At 59.9% G+C, this 16,706-nt stretch carries 17 protein-coding genes; 13 read left to right on the top strand and 4 right to left on the bottom strand.

The features are described 5' to 3' along the window. Positions 1-2 precede the first annotated feature (2 nt). Positions 3-917, bottom strand: coding sequence for a DUF7146 domain-containing protein (locus H0274_RS00680; protein WP_226792167.1), 915 nt, complete (start codon positions 915-917; stop codon positions 3-5). A gap of 138 nt (positions 918-1,055) precedes the next feature. Here H0274_RS00680 and H0274_RS00685 point away from each other — a divergent pair, with 138 nt between their 5' ends. The 3 genes from H0274_RS00685 to H0274_RS00695 all read left to right on the top strand — a co-directional run bounded on the left by H0274_RS00685 (position 1,056) and on the right by H0274_RS00695 (position 2,441). After that, positions 1,056-1,640 (top strand): lytic transglycosylase domain-containing protein, encoded by a 585-nt coding sequence (locus H0274_RS00685; RefSeq protein ID WP_226792169.1) that lies wholly within the window; start codon positions 1,056-1,058, stop codon positions 1,638-1,640. Positions 1,641-1,704: 64 nt separating this feature from the next. Then, positions 1,705-2,256 (top strand): thermonuclease family protein, encoded by a 552-nt coding sequence (locus tag H0274_RS00690; RefSeq protein ID WP_226792171.1) that lies wholly within the window; start codon positions 1,705-1,707, stop codon positions 2,254-2,256. Next, positions 2,247-2,441 carry a DUF6961 family protein gene (locus H0274_RS00695; RefSeq protein ID WP_226792173.1) on the top strand — a complete coding sequence of 65 codons (195 nt, stop codon included), beginning with the start codon at positions 2,247-2,249 and terminating at the stop codon, positions 2,439-2,441. The genes H0274_RS00690 and H0274_RS00695 overlap by 10 nt, the downstream gene beginning before the upstream one ends. 136 nt (positions 2,442-2,577) lie before the next feature. Here the strand turns inward: H0274_RS00695 and H0274_RS00700 are convergent, their stop codons facing one another. Both H0274_RS00700 and H0274_RS00705 read right to left on the bottom strand, forming a co-directional pair. Further along, a complete protein-coding gene (locus H0274_RS00700) occupies positions 2,578-3,801 on the bottom strand; it encodes a tyrosine-type recombinase/integrase (protein WP_226792175.1) in 1,224 nt (407 codons plus the stop codon). Positions 3,802-4,194: 393 nt separating this feature from the next. Beyond that, positions 4,195-5,175, bottom strand: a complete 981-nt coding sequence (locus H0274_RS00705; RefSeq protein WP_226792177.1) for a GSU2403 family nucleotidyltransferase fold protein — start codon at positions 5,173-5,175, stop codon at positions 4,195-4,197. Between the two features lie 143 nt (positions 5,176-5,318). Here H0274_RS00705 and H0274_RS00710 point away from each other — a divergent pair, with 143 nt between their 5' ends. Next, positions 5,319-5,582: a hypothetical protein gene (locus H0274_RS00710; RefSeq protein ID WP_226792179.1), complete on the top strand. Its 264-nt coding sequence runs from the start codon at positions 5,319-5,321 to the stop codon at positions 5,580-5,582. Positions 5,583-5,608: 26 nt separating this feature from the next. Here H0274_RS00710 and H0274_RS00715 read toward each other — a convergent pair whose 3' ends face one another. Next, positions 5,609-6,103: a hypothetical protein gene (locus tag H0274_RS00715; protein WP_226792181.1), complete on the bottom strand. Its 495-nt coding sequence runs from the start codon at positions 6,101-6,103 to the stop codon at positions 5,609-5,611. A 436-nt stretch (positions 6,104-6,539) separates the two neighbouring features. On the opposite strand from H0274_RS00715, the gene H0274_RS00720 reads away from it, so the two are divergent. From H0274_RS00720 to H0274_RS00760, 9 genes are all read left to right on the top strand, one after another. Beyond that, complete coding sequence (locus H0274_RS00720; protein WP_079640299.1) at positions 6,540-6,731, top strand: helix-turn-helix transcriptional regulator; 192 nt, start codon at positions 6,540-6,542, stop codon at positions 6,729-6,731. A gap of 42 nt (positions 6,732-6,773) precedes the next feature. Continuing rightward, positions 6,774-7,289, top strand: a complete 516-nt coding sequence (locus tag H0274_RS00725) for a hypothetical protein (protein ID WP_226792183.1) — start codon at positions 6,774-6,776, stop codon at positions 7,287-7,289. Positions 7,290-7,493: 204 nt separating this feature from the next. Continuing rightward, entirely contained in the window at positions 7,494-7,865 is a 372-nt protein-coding gene (locus H0274_RS00730; protein ID WP_226792185.1) for a hypothetical protein, read from the top strand. Next, positions 7,862-9,682: a type IV secretion system DNA-binding domain-containing protein gene (locus tag H0274_RS00735; protein ID WP_226792187.1), complete on the top strand. Its 1,821-nt coding sequence runs from the start codon at positions 7,862-7,864 to the stop codon at positions 9,680-9,682. Before H0274_RS00730 ends, H0274_RS00735 begins: the two co-directional genes overlap by 4 nt. Next, the gene (gene mobF, locus H0274_RS00740; RefSeq protein WP_226792189.1) at positions 9,682-12,429 is read left to right on the top strand and encodes a MobF family relaxase; all 2,748 of its coding nucleotides are present in this window, start codon (positions 9,682-9,684) and stop codon (positions 12,427-12,429) included. The genes H0274_RS00735 and mobF overlap by 1 nt, the downstream gene beginning before the upstream one ends. A gap of 165 nt (positions 12,430-12,594) precedes the next feature. Beyond that, on the top strand, positions 12,595-12,816 hold the full coding sequence (locus H0274_RS00745) for a hypothetical protein (RefSeq protein WP_226792191.1): 222 nt from the start codon (positions 12,595-12,597) through the stop codon (positions 12,814-12,816). A gap of 181 nt (positions 12,817-12,997) precedes the next feature. Further along, a complete protein-coding gene (locus H0274_RS00750; RefSeq protein ID WP_226792193.1) occupies positions 12,998-14,728 on the top strand; it encodes a hypothetical protein in 1,731 nt (576 codons plus the stop codon). Next, entirely contained in the window at positions 14,725-15,549 is an 825-nt protein-coding gene (locus tag H0274_RS00755) for a hypothetical protein (protein WP_226792195.1), read from the top strand. The genes H0274_RS00750 and H0274_RS00755 overlap by 4 nt, the downstream gene beginning before the upstream one ends. Further along, a complete protein-coding gene (locus H0274_RS00760) occupies positions 15,546-16,310 on the top strand; it encodes a DUF6339 family protein (RefSeq protein ID WP_226792197.1) in 765 nt (254 codons plus the stop codon). Before H0274_RS00755 ends, H0274_RS00760 begins: the two co-directional genes overlap by 4 nt. Positions 16,311-16,706: the final 396 nt, after the last annotated feature.

A 16,706-nucleotide genomic window follows, 5' to 3' on the forward strand; every position in this document is an offset into this window, starting at 1 on the left:
CTCTACCGCGCCGCTTTGCGGCGCAGCCATGCTGTAAGTTCATCGTTCCAATCTGTGTCGCGTGACGACGGCTTGCGAACGTGGATCGTCCGCCCATCGCGGGCATAGGCGGCCAGGGCACGCGACGCGGCCAGCTCGCCGCCAGCATCGTGATCGACGAAGAGGTGGAGTTCGGTCACGCTATCGGGCACGCTCACGAGGCCGAAACGCTCATTGCCCAAGGTAGCCCAGACGGGGATGCCGGTTAGCGCATAGGCCGACATCGCGCTCTCGATACCCTCGGCAAGGCCGAGCTTTCCGGAAACCGGATCGAAGAGGCGGACAGCAGCTTCACCGAGCGCGCCAAGTGCGCGTTTCGGCTTTTCGAAAGCGGCCTTGCCTGAAGCCTCGGTAGACAGGAACGTGCGGTGGATGGCGATCGGGCCCTCGTCGAGGCTGACTGCCGCGATCATGGCGGGCAGAAAGCGGGCCCGTCCTTTCGGGCCAAGCGGCGTTCGTGGATGGAAGCGGAGCGCCGGAGATGCGGCGAGGATGCCGCGGCTTTCAAGATATGCCTTTGCCGGACTGGCACGCAGTGGCTGTGCATCGCGCCAGATCCTCAGCGCTACCGCCGAGGGTTTGCGGGTGCTGATCGATTCGGGTTCGTTGGTGGTCGCAGAACCTGAAAAAAACGCCGGTGCCTCGAAACCTTCACGCGCCAGAGCAGCCAGCACGCTCTGCTGATCGCATCCCGCGAAACAGTGGAAGAGGATGGCCTGTCGGCCGAGCGACACACCGAGTGACGGCGTGCGGTCATCATGCGCGGGGCAACAGGCCATGCCCTTTGTGCCGGACCATTTGCCCCCTCGCGATTCGCAAATGCGACGGGCGGTCTCGGCAAGCGACCGGTTGGGATGAGTTTGGACAGACAGGGACATGCGAGCTCCTCAGCATGCAAAGTGGCCCCCTCATCAGCGTTCCTCTCCTCTCCCAAAGGCAGGCATTCGCGGCTTTCCTACAGGCACATGTTCTTTTTATGTTCTCTTTCGATTCGAATCAATGGAGCACAAGTCGAGATGAACTGCCTCAATTGTCTGACCGCGCTAGCGGTCGCCTGTCTGGGGATGATCGCGACCTCCTCACAGCAAGTTCGCGCCCAGGATTTCACCTTGTTCGAGCACGCGATCGTTCCGCCGAAGACGGACCAGCAGTCGGCAAGGGAATATCTTCCCGCAATCTACCAGGCCGAGCCAGCAACCGTATCCTACCGGGAAGGCTTGTATATGGCGGCGATAGCCGAGGCTGAACGCCGTTACGGGCTTCCGACCAACCTGCTTCGTGCTCTTATCTGGGCTGAGTCCCGCTTCAATCCGATGGCTGTTAGTCCAGCCGGTGCTGCCGGGCTGGCTCAGCTTATGCCGGCCACGGCGAGAGAACTGGGCGTCCGGAACCGTCATGACCCTCTTGCATCGATCGACGGTGGCGCCAGGTACCTTCGCGATATGTTGGACCGGTTCGACGCAGTCCACCTGGCCTTGGCTGCTTACAATGCTGGCCCAGGTGCCGTCTCCCGATCACGCGGCATTCCCAACAATGGTGAAACGCCGCAATATGTCTGGTCTGTGTTGGGACGTTGGCAAGCAATTGGTACGTACAATTGACGAAACTACCTGATTTCCGGCTATTGTCTGAAATCATGTGCCGGAATGAAGACGGACAACGCCAGTGAATGAGACCCCCGGTGAGCCGTTCGACTTTCGCAAGGCGTTGAAGGCACAGAAGCGCCGGAAGCTGAGAAAGGAGATCGCGTTGGGTTTGGGAGCATTCGCGATCGTATTTGCTGGAGGGATGCTGGCACTCAACTGGCCAGTCCATGATGCCAGCCTTGCTAACGACGATCAGCAGCCTCAGACTTTATTCCAGCAAGCAAGCTCCCCGCAATTCGACATCTGCGGATCCACCCGGCGCACATGCGTCGTGGATGGAGATACTTTCTGGCTTGATGGCGTGAAGATCCGGATTGCCGACATCGACACTCCTGAGATCAGCGAGCCTCGTTGCGACTATGAATACCAGCTCGGCATGCGCGCGACGCACCGCCTTGTCGAATTGCTGAATGGCGGGCCCTTTGAACTGAGGACCATCGGTAGCAGAGACGAGGATCAGTACGGTCGCAAATTGCGGGTTGTAACGCGCGGCGGCCGCTCGCTTGGCGATCAGCTGGTCAGCGAAGGCTTGGCGCGAACCTGGACCGGGAGACGTGAACCATGGTGCTGAACCGCGAGCAGGAATTGTGGGCGGTCGCGCTCTGGGTCGAAAAGAACCATGGCAAAGAGGGACCCGCGTATATCGCGCAGCAAATCGAGCGGCTATCAATCGAAGGGGACGAGGCAGGCATAGCAACGTGGAAGACTGTTGCTGAGCGCTTCGATCAGCTTAGCTGCCAAAGCTCTACGAACTGAGGCTCTGCACGATGCGGAATTGGCTTAAAGTCTGGGGCATCAGAATTGAGTTCGCCTTGCTCGCGTCAGTGTCCCTGATAGGGCTGGTCCTGAGCCTTCAGTCCTGCACTGGCTGAGAAGAAATTCGTTCTTCCGATCAACCCTTCGCAAACTTGCCCTGGATGACCTTTCCTCCTGTCCGGAGCTCATCGAGGTGGTCGCTCCACCATTGAGCCATGCGCACGCGCTCGTCCCAATGTTTGCCGCGATGATAGATGCCCCGCACGACATTGCTGTCGCCATGCGCCAAAGCACGTTCGATTGCATCCGGATTCCAAAGTCCCGACTCGTTCAGGAATGTCGATGCTGTCGCCCGGAGTCCGTGCGCGGTGACTTCTTCTTTCGAGTATCCCATGCGACGGAATGCGGCATTGAGCGTGTTTTCACTCATGGGACGCCTGGAGCTGCGCGCAGATGGGAAGACATATCCTTCGCGGCCGAGCATCTCGGCCAGATCAGTAAGATAGCCTCTAACTTGCTTGGAAAGCGGGACGGCATGCGCTCGGCGCGCTTTCATTTTACCGGCAGGGATTTTCCAGACCCCATCGACGAGGTCGATCTCATGCCATTCGGCGTGCCGGAGTTCGCCGGGGCGTACGAACACATGCGGCGCTATCTGCAAAGCTAACTTCGTCACCATGTAGCCAGTGAAGTCGTCGATTGCGCGCAGCAGCCCGCCTAACTCGGTGGGCTCAAGGATGGCTGCATAATGCGTGGCTCTCGGCGTTACGAGAGCACCCTTCAGCATACTGGTCGGATCGGATTTGCAGCGGGTAGTAGCGACACCGTAGCGAAACACGCGGCCTGCGAACGAGCGGCATTTCTTCGCAGTCTCGTGCTTACCAGTGGCTTCCAGCCGTTTCAGAGGAGCCAGGACTTCGAACGGCTCGATCTCGTGGATGGGTCGGTTACCGATGGCAGGCGCAAGCTTGTCGAGGAAATAATTGGCCTTGACGATCGTGCCATCGGCGCGGCCATTCTGGACCATCATCTGCTCGATATATTCACGCGCGACTGCCTCGAACGTCTGTGCAGAAAGGAACTCGGCGCGGATTTTCCGCTTCCGCTTCTCAAAGGCCGGGTCGCCCCCAGAAGCAACAGCTCGTCGTGCCTCGTAGGCTGCGTCTCGGGCTTGCTTGAGGCTGATGTCAGGATAGCTGCCGATGCAGAGCTTCTTTTGCGCACCACCGATCCGGTATCGGAATCGCCAAAGCTTGCTGCCGGTCGGCGTGACCTCAACATAAAGGCCGCGCTCATCGGTTACCTTGTACGGCTTATCTTTGGGCTTGAGTGCGCGGAGGCGAGTATCTGTCAGCGGCATGTGGGGGCCTTTTCATCTGGGCCTTTGCGAAACGGCCTCAAAAGGCCCACAAAAGTGTCTGGAACCCCCGAGAACAGGCGGGACGATCCGGAACGATCCAAGGGCCAAATCCCTAGGATTTCTGCGGGTTTTATAGATTATTTGGGAGAACGTGAGAAGAACAAATGGTGCCCAGAAGAGGACTCGAACCGCTCTCAGAATGCCGCAAAACTGCGAGAATCTTGACCTTGGTTACTTAAGTGAGGCCCCCGTCGGTGCCCCCAGATTGCATTTTTACCAGAGGATTTGGGTCCCATCCTCGAAAAAGTCTAATGATTTCAATGCCCGTTCTTTACAGCAAATTTACGGGAAAGACCAGCCATTTTGCCCCAATCGAGTGACTGAATTCAGGAGCTATCCGCGCGCCTTCGCCCACTCCTCCCAGTAGGGCAATAGCTCATCAGGCAGGCTTTTCACAAACTCGTGGCCCAATGAATAATGAGGCATCGCCTCGGAAACCGCGTCGAGCAGCGCCGCTCCCTGCACCCTGTCCTTGCGCCGCTTTAGCGGGTTCCGCTTTGCCTGAGCGCCCAACCACAGTTTGTGGAGCGCGAACCAGCGGGGATCAGGTGCGACGATACGCGCCGGGCTGCCATCGCGGCACGGGACGACCTGGTCCACCCGTCGACCCGGCAAGAGCCATTCCTGTTCGGGTAGCGGAACTGGTCTTGGCCGATCCTTCCCGGCAAGCGTCGCAACGCGCGATGGCGCGACTAGCAATTCGACCTCATAGGCCTTCGCGTTGCGCGCTTGGAATTCCCGTTCGGTATTGATCGTGAACGTCGGATCGACCGCCTTGAGCATGTCCCATAGCTGAGTCCCATCTTCCGGCTCGTCCGCCGCCCAGGCAAGATCAAAGTCTTCGGTTTCATCGGGCACATCGCGAAACGTGCCTGCCGCTTCGATGGCATAGGCTGCCATTGCGTTGGTGCCGACAACAAGCAGGTGACTACCGAGAAGCGACCGTCTGTCTGCCTCACGGAGAATGGGTCCGGCGTCCGCTGACAGCATCGGCAAGCGCAATGCGCGAGCAATCCGGCTGCTCTCATTAAGAGCATCCCGTGCGCCGTCGCGGCGCTCCTTCAAGGAAGCTTTTGCAGCCTTGTAATCCTCAAACTGGACTTCCTTTTCGTCGTCCCACGCGCCGAGACTTTTGCCGTTTCCTACGCGATCGAAAACCTCATAGAGGTACTCGTACTCGCCGATCTTCTTGCGCTTCAGGTCGTACGGCATCGCGAAGAGTTCGCGCTCGGCTTCGATCCACACATCGTATCGCTGGCGCATGTTGATGAGCGCTCGTTCCTGCTCTGCGGAGAAGGGGTGGATGATGGCCATACGCGAGTTTTATCCCGCAAATCTCCAATTTTCAATAAACGCGGGATAAATGCCCCTTGGCATCATACTTCATCGACCATCCTTGCCTTGACGGTCCAACCGGATGCATCTTCCTTTATGGGATTCTTTGGGTGAGAGTTGCAATGAGCAAACTAGCCGCACAGGTGCTTGCAGCAGTGAATGGTCCCTATCGAACCAAGCAATCCGCTCAGCAACTCGCGGCGCTTATCGGAGACCCTTCGAGCGCGCAGACACACAATGCCGCTGCTTTCGCTTTCTTCTCAGAGATTGCACCGGCAGTCCAGTTGGCCTTCATGGCAGAAATGGGTGTCGATGAGGCCAAGGTGAAGGCAGTCGCACGTCAATTTGCCGACATGGCCGGGTACCCGTTGTCTCTGGCACCTTGAAGGCCAGGGACAGCTGAATTCAGCATTCACTCAGCCCCAATATCCGCCCATTCAAGAACCAGTTTGTCACCCTTCACATGGGGCAAGGCCTTGCGTGGAATGAGCTTCCCGCGAACCTCGAAGTCAGACGTGATCTTGACCAGAAAGACCATGCTGAAGTTCCGTCTGAGGTTCAGCGTGACCCGGTCATTGCTCTTGAAAGGCGTGATTGTCTTGACCTCGACCAGGTCATTGCCGAGCCGTCCGTCCGATCCTTGAGCGTAGTTGCGGTGCAGCTTTATGCCGTGCGTGATCGCCCCGTAGAGTTCTCCGATATCGCCATACACCTGAAGGTGCTTGCCTGTGTGAAGGTGATAATCTTCAGCCGTGGCGATCAGGTTCTCGAAGATCGAGACCAGCGACAGATCGGCATTGGGATATTTTGCCCGCCATTCCTTGTACTGGATTTGCTCGTTGATCTCGTCCCAGCTGATCCATTCGCCATCATCCCAGATGGCATTGTCCGGCCCAAGTTGCTGCATCCGCAATTCCGCTAACGTGTAAAGATTTTCGCGTTTTCTTTGCATGTCCGCATCAACGTGCAAAGCGAAAGCGCATTTGCTGGTCATATCGGCTCAAGCTGCGATTCGCGCCAAAACCGGACTTCCGCTGCACCAGAACCGTAGATTCGGACCTGCATTGACCCGGAGCGGGCACTGGCAGGAAAATTTCTTTCAGTCCCGGACTGTCCATAGCGATCCAACACCGTCCACCCGCCATTGCGGAACGGCATTAGTTCTCTTTTTGTTCTTTCCTACAGCCTTGCGATTCGCATAGTTTGGCCAGCGTCACCTAAGCCAAGGGTGGCGCTGAGTTGAACATCTGATCGCACGGTCCGCAACGGCAATTTGAGAACCAACCCATCGTCGCAGGGGAGTGCGGCAACGGTGACAGAACCCTGAAGCAAAGGAGTCTGTCATGTCGAATATCGAATTACTCACCTGCCATGAGGTTATGCGCCTCACCGGCATTCGCAGCCGGACAACGATCTGGCGACGCATCCGCCGGGGTGCCTTTCCTCATCCCATCGACATTGGCGGCGGACGTATCCGCTGGCGTTCCACTGACATCGAGGAGTGGATCGAGGCCCTCCCCCTGCGCAGCTATTGACCCCTCCAAGGCGGGCAATGGCCCGCAGAAAGCATCTCTCCCATGTCTATCCTTTCCCTGATCAACGCTGCCCTGCGGAAGCATGGCTGGCTGATCGCTTGCCTTCCGAGCGACGACGAAGAGCGTGCGGCCCAGCTCATCAAATTGCTCGTTGAAGACAATGCCGATGGGCGCGCCCGTCGTCACACATTGCAGCCCTGGCTCTGGTACGAACGCCCGGTTCGGGAGCGGTTTGAGGGGCAAGATTGTTGCCTCACCGTCGAGGGACCGATCTACCGGAGCCGGGACGGAACCGGATTTCCGCTTGGTAGCCAGCTTCGTACCGAATTCGGGTGGCTCGACCTCACGCCAGAAGAGACCAACCTGCTCGCAGATGACGTTCGATCAGCGATCGACCTCGTACTTCTTCGCTGGTTCACACGCCCCGATATGGCGGAACGCCAGCTGCCTACGCGCCAATCCCGCGAACGGTATTTTGACGACGATGTCGCCCGCAATCTGATCCTGTCTGCGACGCCTCCAACGGCAAGCATGGAGCAAGACGCCCATGTCAGTTGACCGGAAAAAGACTGGAGAGAGGAAGGGCCACGATACTGCGTATCGGACCCGTAATTTTCATACACACCCCACGCACCTGTGCACCGAGGATTTCTGCGGGTTTGAGGCGATGCGGATAGCATCGCGTTCAGGCCACTTGCCCAAGACCCTCGCAATTCCGCCATTCTTCGCGATGGCGGATAGCATCGCCACCGGAGCGAAGCGATGAGCGCGCGTGCGCAGACGGTGCGCCTCAGTCCGTCGCAATATCGGGTGCTGGCTGACTTCGCCAGGCGGAAGGGCCTGAGCGATTACGCCATGCTGGCGCGGGTCGTGGAAGCAGGCTTTCTCGCCATGCTCCACGGCACCGACAAGGAGACCGATCTTGCCGAACTGGCGCGCGAGATCGGGTCGATATCTGAGCGCATGGCAGAGGCCGAACGGGTGCTCGATCGCACCCTGTTCACGGCCTGTGCGGCCTACGCCTACACCCGCCACGCGGCGCTGGGGACCAAGAAATCCGACGAGACAATTGCAGCCGAAGCGCGCGCCGCATTCGAGCGCCAGCGCTCGCTTGCCCTGGAGATCGAGCCATGAATTCGAACATCGATTTTGTCACCCGCGCCCATGCCTTGTGGCGTGTGCGCATGGCGCAATGGCAGCAACGTTTTCGCTTCTTTTCCACGATCACTCTTGGTGCAGCAGCGACCGGAGCAATCATCGCCCCGCAGTTCCTGCTGCACGGCCCCGCGATAACGACCGCATTGCAGTACGCATGGGCCAATGTGCTGACCTTGCTGGGCTCGCTGACAGGCAGTGACATCAAGATGAACATTGCGATGGAAGGCCAGCGCTGGACCGTTTCCGCGGCCTGGTTCGCCTCTGAACCGCTCTTCACCGATACCTTCTGGCAGGTCGTCAAAGTGATAGCTGGCGGTGCAATCACCGGCCTTGTGATAGGCTTCTTCACGGTCTGGGTGCTCCAGCGAACCATGTCCGAACAGGGCAAGGATACGCTCGCCGACCGGGTAATTGGCGGCACCCGCGTAGCGGATGAAGATGATGTCGCCGCACAGACGACATTGCTCTGTGGCAGGGACGCGCTGCGCATTGGGCCGGTCCCCGTTCCGCGCCGGATCGAGACTCGGCACTTTGCCTTTCTCGGCACCACCGGCAGCGGCAAGACCACTGCTCTTCGCCAGATGCTTGATGGCATCGAGAGGCGCGGCGAAGCGGCGCTGGTCTATGACACATCGGGCGAGTTCATCGCTCACTATTACAACCCTGCGCGAGGGGACATCATCCTCAATTCATTCGACGCGCGTTGTGCATTCTGGACGCCCTTCGACGAGATATCGCATCCCGCCGACGCCGACCGGATTGCACGCCAGCTGGTCTCGGAAACCAGCAGCCAGGATGACGATGTCTGGCTGGAAACAAGCCGTATTCTTGTCGCCAACATGATCCGCTCGCTCTGGGCGGAAAAGAACTGCAGCCTCGAAGCCTTGCTCGAAGCCTTGCAGGTCAAGGACAAGGAGCAATTGAAGGAATGGCTGGGGCACACGTCGTCGGCCCGCACCTTTGCCAATGACGCCGACCGCGCCACCGGCAGCGTGCTGTTCATGCTCGCCAAGGCCGCGAACCTGATCCAGTTCCTGAAGGTCGAAGATGAGGGAGAGGACCGCTTCGCCTTCCGCGACTTCATCGCCAAACTGGACGAGTGCGAAGGTGCAAAGCCCTGGATCTTCGTCCCTCGCAAGGAAGACTACTTCGAAGCATCCAAGCCGCTCATGGCGTGCTGGCTCGAATGCGCGGCAAGCGCGGTGCTGGGTCTGTCGCCATCGCCAGACCGCCGCATATGGTTCGTGCTCGACGAGCTGGCAGATTTGCCGCGCGTCGAGAACCTTGCCCGTCTGCTACCCGAAGGTCGCAAGTTTGGTGCGGCGATCGTGCTCACCTTTCAGGCCCTCGGTCAGATGCGTAATCGCTACGGCGCCAACATCGCCGAGGCCATGCTGGCCTGCTGCAACACCAAGCTGTTCCTGCAAACCGTCGATCAGGAAACCCGCAAATGGGCGAGTGAGACCATCGGCCAGTGCGAGGTGGAATTGCGCGTTGCCACCGACACGCTGTCGATTGGCAGAGAGGTGCCGCGCACGACCATCGCGACCCAGCGCCAGTTCCGCCCCGCCGTGCTCGAAAGCGAACTGCGGCTAAGACCGCACCAGGGCTATCTGCTCCTGCCTGATGGCCTGCCGGTCGCGCGCATCGGCCTGACTGCCGATCACATCACCCGGCATGGCGAGCCTCGCCAGCCTGGTTACGTGCCAGGCGATCCGGCGGGCACACTGTGGAGCCGGGTTAGCGAGATCGCGAAAGGTGCCGAGTCCGACGCAAAACCGGGACCGGTGTGATGGTCGCTTCGGTCTCGGCCCTGTCGAGCGCCGGTCAGGCCGCGAGCTATTACGAAGCCGACGACTATTATGCCGAAGGCGGCATGGCTCCGTCCGAATGGTTAGGCGAAGCAGCGGACAAACTGGGCCTGTCCGGTGAGGTGGATCGCGAGAAGTTTGCCGAACTACTCGAAGGCAGGATTGCCGGACAGCAGCTCGGCACCACGCGTAATGGCAAGGTCGAGCACCGGCCAGGCTGGGACATCACCCTTTCCGCGCCCAAGTCGGTGTCGATCATGGCCGAGGTTGCGGGCGACAAGCGGCTGATCAAGGCCCATGGCGCGGCTGTGAAAGTGGCGCTCGCCCATGTCGAGAAGCACATGGCGGCAACCCGGATCAGACAGGGCGGCGAGGTCCGGCGCGAAGCGACCGGCAATCTCGCTATCGCTACCTTCCGCCATGCCACGAGCCGGGCGCAGGACCCTCAGTTGCACACGCATGCCGTCGTCATCAACGCCACGCAGGACAAGGATGGTAGCTGGCGCAGTCTGGAGCCGCGCGCCTTCTACCAGCTCCAGAAGGAGATCGGCACGATCTACCGGCAGGAACTGGCGCACGGCGTTTCCGCCCTGGGATACAAGATCGAGGCCGGGAAAGACTCGCTGTTCGAGATCGCAGGTGTACCAGAAAATGCCATCGACGCACTGAGCCAGCGCACCGCAGCGATCGATGCCCGGCTTGCCGAGCGCGGCACGAGCCGCGCGGAGGCGAGCGCTGCCGAAAAGCAGATCGCCGCGCTCGATACGCGGGAAGCCAAGAGCCATGCCGATCATCGCACCTTGCGCGCTGACTGGCGGGCGACTGCCGACAACAACGGGTTCGACAAGGCAGCGCGAGACAGGTTGGTCGGTCAAGCGAGAGAGCGGGCCAAGAGCAGCGATGCTACTGCCAGCCCCGATCTGCTGGCACGGCAGGCGGTAGCCTGGGCCGCTGCAAAGCTGTCCGAGCGAGAGGCTGTGTTCTCGGCAAGCACGCTGGCACGCGAGGCCGGAGACTTTGCCTTTGGCAAGGCCGGGCACAGCACAATCAGCGCAGCGATTGCCGAGGCCGGAGAACGGGGCGAGCTTGTCCCGCGCGCTTTCCTGGACCGGCGCGGCGCGGAGTTTGCCGGGTTTACCACCCCGCAGGCTATCGCAACCGAGCGAACCATGCTGCGCCTTGAGGAAGCCGGGCGCGGCATGGCGCAATCGCTTGCCACTCCGGTGGCGGCAGCACGAACCATCGAGCGGGCTGCACGGCAATCGGCACGATCCGGCTATGCCTGGACCGAAGACCAGAAGCGGGCGACCGCAGACTTGCTCACCTCGCGCGATCGCGTAGCTGCCGTCCAGGGCTATGCCGGGACTGCGAAGACAACGACGGTGCTCGCTACCTATGCGCGAGAGGCCAAACGACATGGATTGGCCGTGACTGCGCTCGCGCCGACCGCATCGGCAGCAACCGTTCTCGGCGAAGCGCTCGGTTTGCGAGGCGATACGGTAGCGCGGCATTTGTTGGCACCGCAGACGAAGACTGCAGGCAAGGAGGCCGTCTGGATCGTCGACGAAGCCTCGATGCTCTCGGCCCACGTCATGGCAAAGCTCATGACCCGCGCTGACAAGGCCGGAGCCAGGCTCGTTCTTGTCGGCGACGTCAAGCAGCTGGGTTCGGTGGGTGCTGGCGCAGCCTTCTCCCAGTTGCAGCAGGCAGGCATGACGACCGCGAAGCTTGCCGAAGTCGTCCGGCAGACCAACGCCGAAACCCGCGAAGCCGTGATGGCCTCAATCGAAGGCCATGCAGGCAAGGCCCTGGCCGCACTGGAACGTGGCGGCGGCAAGGTGATCGAAGGTGCAACGCCGGACGAGCGACTTGGAGCATTGGCCAGGCATTATCTGGCCTTATCGCCAGCAGAGCGTGCCCGAACGCTGGTGGTCGAGCCATCGCGCGAAGGCCGCGACCGGCTCACCGGCATGATCCGCGCGAAGCTGACCGAGCGCGGCGAACTGTCAGCGGATGCGGTCCGTTTCCTCGCTCTTGAAGCGAAAGGCCTGACCCGTGCCGAAGCGCGCGAGGCATCAAGCTATGCCATCGGCGATGTCGTCAAGTTCAGCCGCGACTATGCCGCCAAGGGCGTGCGACGGGGCGATAGCTTTGCCATTGCCGCAGTCGATCCCGAGCGCGGGCGCATTGCCCTTGAAGGCCGCGATGGACGGTTGCTGGACTGGCATCCCCGGCAGTGGGGCGCGAGCAAAGCCGAGGTATTCGAGCCGAAACTAAGGGAGCTGCGCACCGGCGACCGCGTGCAGTTCACCCGCAACGACCGGGAAGCGGGGCGGGTCAATGGCGTTGGCGGGACCGTCACAAACATCGATTCTGACCGTGGCCGGGCAGCGGTGAAGCTCGCCAACGGACGCGAGCAGACGCTCGATCTCTCCGATCCTCGCGACGCCCATTTGCGCCACGCTTATGTTCAGACCGCTCACGCCGCCCAGGGTCAGACCGCCGAGCGGGTCCTGATCCACGCCGACAGCCGCTCCACCAATCTGGTCGATCAGAAGATGCTCTATGTCGCGCTTTCGCGCGCCAAAGCGGAGGCGATAGTGGTGACCGACGACAAGGAGAAGCTCGTCCGGGCGATCTACGAACGCGCAGGCGAGAAGCAGACGGCCATGACCGCGAGCACGCCAGACGCCGGAAAATCTAAGGCGATGGGTGCCGGGCTGGGATAGGCCATCGGCGCACCTGTGCCATCATCGATGGCAGCACATCCTTCGGAAAGGTGCAAAAGAAGGTCCGAGAAATCCGGACAATTTAGCTCACAAGGCCGCCAACATTTCATAAATGTGTTGCATATGTCGGAAATGTTGCCCATATCGCCAAAACGGAGATTCGATATGGAAAAGAAGCGTGAAAATTTCGTCAGACTTGCGGAGCAGAGGGTCAACCGCGCCCTCAAGGAAATCCGCTTGATCGGAAATCTTTCTAACAGATCGGCATATTTCTCGACAGACGAGGATGTGAAGAAGATATTCCGGGCCCTTCAGAAGGAACTCGACACTGCCAAGGCTCGCTTCGGGGATGCCGAAAGCGGCAGCGAATCCCTGTTCAAGCTCTGATCACGCGGCGAAAAGGAACGGACATGACTGGACCAGTACTGGAATTTTTGCCGAATCAGGCAGGTGAGAGCGAAGGCCTCGGCGACGCAGGGATCGAGCCTTTCGCGACAACCCTTATGCGAGTTGTGGCCGCGAAGCCGGGCAGAACAGTGCTGACGCCGCTGTCGACTTTCCCGTGAGGATGAAATTTGACGTGCTCGACGTGGCAACTTCAGAGCTGCCGGGCATCGCTGTCCTGACCGACACAGTCGAAAGATGCCTCGCCGATGCCAAGCAGGAAAAGGACGAAGACTTTTTCTCCCAGGCGAAGAAGCTGCTCGAAAAGCCGACCACCAAGATTCTCAGGATCAGTGATTTCAATACGAAGGGCCTTGCCGGACCTTCGGGTCAAGAAGGCACTCCATTCCATTCGCTGCTGAAGGGTGCAGGTGTTAGCAACAACAAGACAGAGACGTCGGGGGGCTCATTCGGCATTGGCAAGAACGCTTCGTTCGCGATCTCCGATCTTCAGACTGTTCTCTATTCGACAGCGTACCGCGATCAGGCAGACGAGTTGCGGTTTGCGGCTCAAGGCAAGTGCCGGATGGTCTCCCATGTCGATAGCAACGGTGAAAGGAGACGAGCCACCGGCTACTGGGGAAACCCGGATGGATATGTCGCTGTCGAAGATCCGGCAGACGTGCCGGACTGGATGCGCCGCGACGAGATCGGGACAAGCATTTTCAGTGTGGGCTTCAGACAGAACGACGGCTGGGCCTGGTCTATCGCCTACTCATTGCTGACTAACTTCTTCGCGGCGCTTCACCGGGACAGGATGGCGTTCGAAATCAACGACGGCGAGATCAAGCTCAATCACAATACAGTTGCGGCGATGTTCGACGACCCTCGCATCATCTCGGCAGCCGAAGCGGACGGTCAGAAAAGCCAGCTCGATTTCTCGCGCGACCTGTTCCGCTGTCTGACCTCGCCCGATGCGACGGAAATTGAACAGGAGGTTCAGGGTCTAGGCAGGATGCGCTTCCGTATTCTTGTCGACGATGGCCTCCCCAAGCGTGTTGGCATCGTCCGCAACGGAATGTTGATCACCTCAGAGCTTCAGCAGTTCGGGGACAAGCTTCAAAGGTTTGTCGGCACGCGCGAATTCGTAGCATTCGTCGAGCCGGTCGCCGACGCCGCAAGCAAGCTCATGAAGTCGATCGAGAATCCGCGGCATGACAGCTTCTCAGCCAACCGTCTTTCCGATCCGCTGAAGCGGCAAGCTGCTGAAAGCGCTATGAAACAGCTCATCAAGGAATTGCGCAGACAGATTGAACAGACCGCTTCGATCGAGGAGGACGACGAGGTCACGCTCGACGAACTGGCAAGGTTCTTTGCCGAGGATGCCAGCGGCACGCCGCCGCCCGACCCCGATGCCGAGAATGATCCCGAAAAGTACGTGTACAAACCGGCTCGCAAGACCAAGACAAGAGCGCTGCGACCGCAGGAAAACACCGGCGATGATGGCGGTGGTGGAGACAAGGAAACACGTGAGACGGGCGGGAAGCGCTCCGGTGACCAGAAAGGGCCGGGAGCCGGAAGCGGCGGAAGCGGCACGCAGGGCAAGGTGCCGCCACTGAAGCTGCGGGGTCTCAGGACGGCGATACCTTCCGGCCACCCGGATGCGCTGAAAAGGACCATCTGGTTTACGCCCACCGTCTCGGGGGCAGCTGTGGTGCAGCTCGAAGCTACTGGACTCAACACGGGAGAGCCGCTTCCTGTCGTTGCCACCAGCAACGGCGCTGTACACAATGGAACAGTGGCAATTGAACTGACAGAAGGGGAGCGGATCTCCCTCGAGGTAACGTTCGACGCGCCCTATCCGGGACCGGTCGAAGTGTTCGCCACTGCTGAATTGCAGGAGGCCGCAGCATGAAGTTTTCCGATGACATGCGTTTCGCCCACCCGGTACTGACGGACGAGACCGGCGACTTCAGCGAAGGGAGTTTTGCGCTCGATACCGAAGTCGAGGAGATCATAGAGACCGGCAAGGTCAGTATCCGCTACAGCATCGATCTCACCGAGACATCGATCCGTGAGCTTGTCGAGAATGGCAAGGCCTCTGTCGGGATTTTCGTCCGGTGCGGCGATACATTCTACTCCGAGCTCCGGGAACTTGGTTGGCCAGAGGGCAAGGTGGAGTTCGAGAAAGGCTCGCTGTTGAACCGCGTAACGGTTCGCCCCGTCATCTGGCTTTCACAACCGCTGCCGAAATGGGAGCCGGGCAATGTGCACCCGGAATTTACACTGCCACTCAGTCTGGTTGCCGGAGATATTCTGGCCTTTGACGATGAGCAGGTCCTAAGCGTCGGCCAGGCAAAGCTGGCGCCGATGGAGAGCATCTTTGCGCTTGTCGCATCCCCCTCCCAGCCTGAAGGTCAGCTCAGTGTGAAACTGGACGACGAGAAGATCACAATTATTGCCGGGGAGGAGACATTCAAGATGATCAACGGGCTACGACATTCACCGGCCAAGGCAGCTGTCCTGAGTTCGGTATACTTGCCCGCCGTGATGGAGGTCCTCGACACGCTGCGGGACAACCCAGACGCGCACGAAAACCGGCGCTGGAAACAGCCGTTTGCAGCGAAATGCACGGTTGCCAACATCGATTACAACGGCAGTCTCTTTGATAGCGCGCAGACGCTGCTGGAAATGCCGGTCAGTCGGCTTGAAACGATTGCGGAGGCCAAGGCGTGAGCAAACTCAAATTCCTCTCTCAAGATGTCATGGACAGCCTGCAGGCGCAGGTGACCGCCAATCGCACCCGGTACGAAACCGGCGACTTTCTTGATCTCGAACTTGGAAATGGATGGGCGATCGAGGTTTCATCGGTATCTCTCGATGGGGCGGCCATTGCCGACCTCGACATGTCTTCGACAAAGCCGGAGATCGAAGTCCAGAATTCACTGAAAGTCTTCGAAGCGCTTCCCGGAATGACTCCGGCCATAGCGCGCGAGGGCCGCATCTGGACCAGGCTCACCCATGTAGAGGGCCTTGAATACTCGCGGGCGCGGTGGCTCTCAGGCGCTTCCGGAGAGGCAATCGACAAGGCTGTCCTCGACCATTTCTTTGGAACGGGGCTCACTTCGATAAGGGACGACAATGCAATTGGCCGTCTCTGGTGGAATGCGCGGGTGGCGAAGATTGCGGCCGGCGCTGGTGACCACGAGAACGCGCTGAACCTTATCCTCAAGAGCGCTGACATTCGGAGTAACTTCGTCGAGCGCTCCCGGACCACAAGCAGGCCCCAACTGGCACAGGGCCTGATCCGGATCATGACCGCAGAACCCTGGGTAACTTCGGATGAGGCGAGCTTTCGCCATTTCATGAAAGTTCTGAACCGGAACGGCGGAGGAATTCTTTTCGAGGTCATGAGCGAATCTGAAATTGACAAGTTTTTGGCGGATACCGCAGCACTGGCAATGCAGCAGGCCGAAAGAGAGCTGAGAGCTGCCTAGGCTACCCTGTTGGGCAACCTGCTCTACCCGCTGGCGCGAACCGGGCCTGTAGTCCCGTCCCATCCGGGTGACGATCAGGAGCAATTGGAAGCGGAGCGGGAATTCCTGATGGACGCGCTCTGTCCCGCGCATTCTGCGCTCCTGAGGGCGCGGCATTCCTGAGCTAACCCGCAGGCACTCTTGCCTCTCTCATTGCCGGAGGCCCGCTGGCGCACTGATCGCGCGCGCAGGACTTCCGTCGGCTTCGCGCCGTTGCAAGGGTGCCGATTTTTGTGTGGATCGCAGGGCGATCCCTTGAGGGAACACCAAAGGCTTTGCCCTCTCGTTCCCGAAACCGGAAGTAGACACCCCCGTGTGGCGGGCTTCGCCCGCTGGCCCGCGCCAGGGCATCGATTC

This window comes from Fulverythrobacter ferritrahens (assembly GCF_020539485.1).
GTDB lineage: Bacteria > Pseudomonadota > Alphaproteobacteria > Sphingomonadales > Sphingomonadaceae > Andeanibacterium > Andeanibacterium ferritrahens.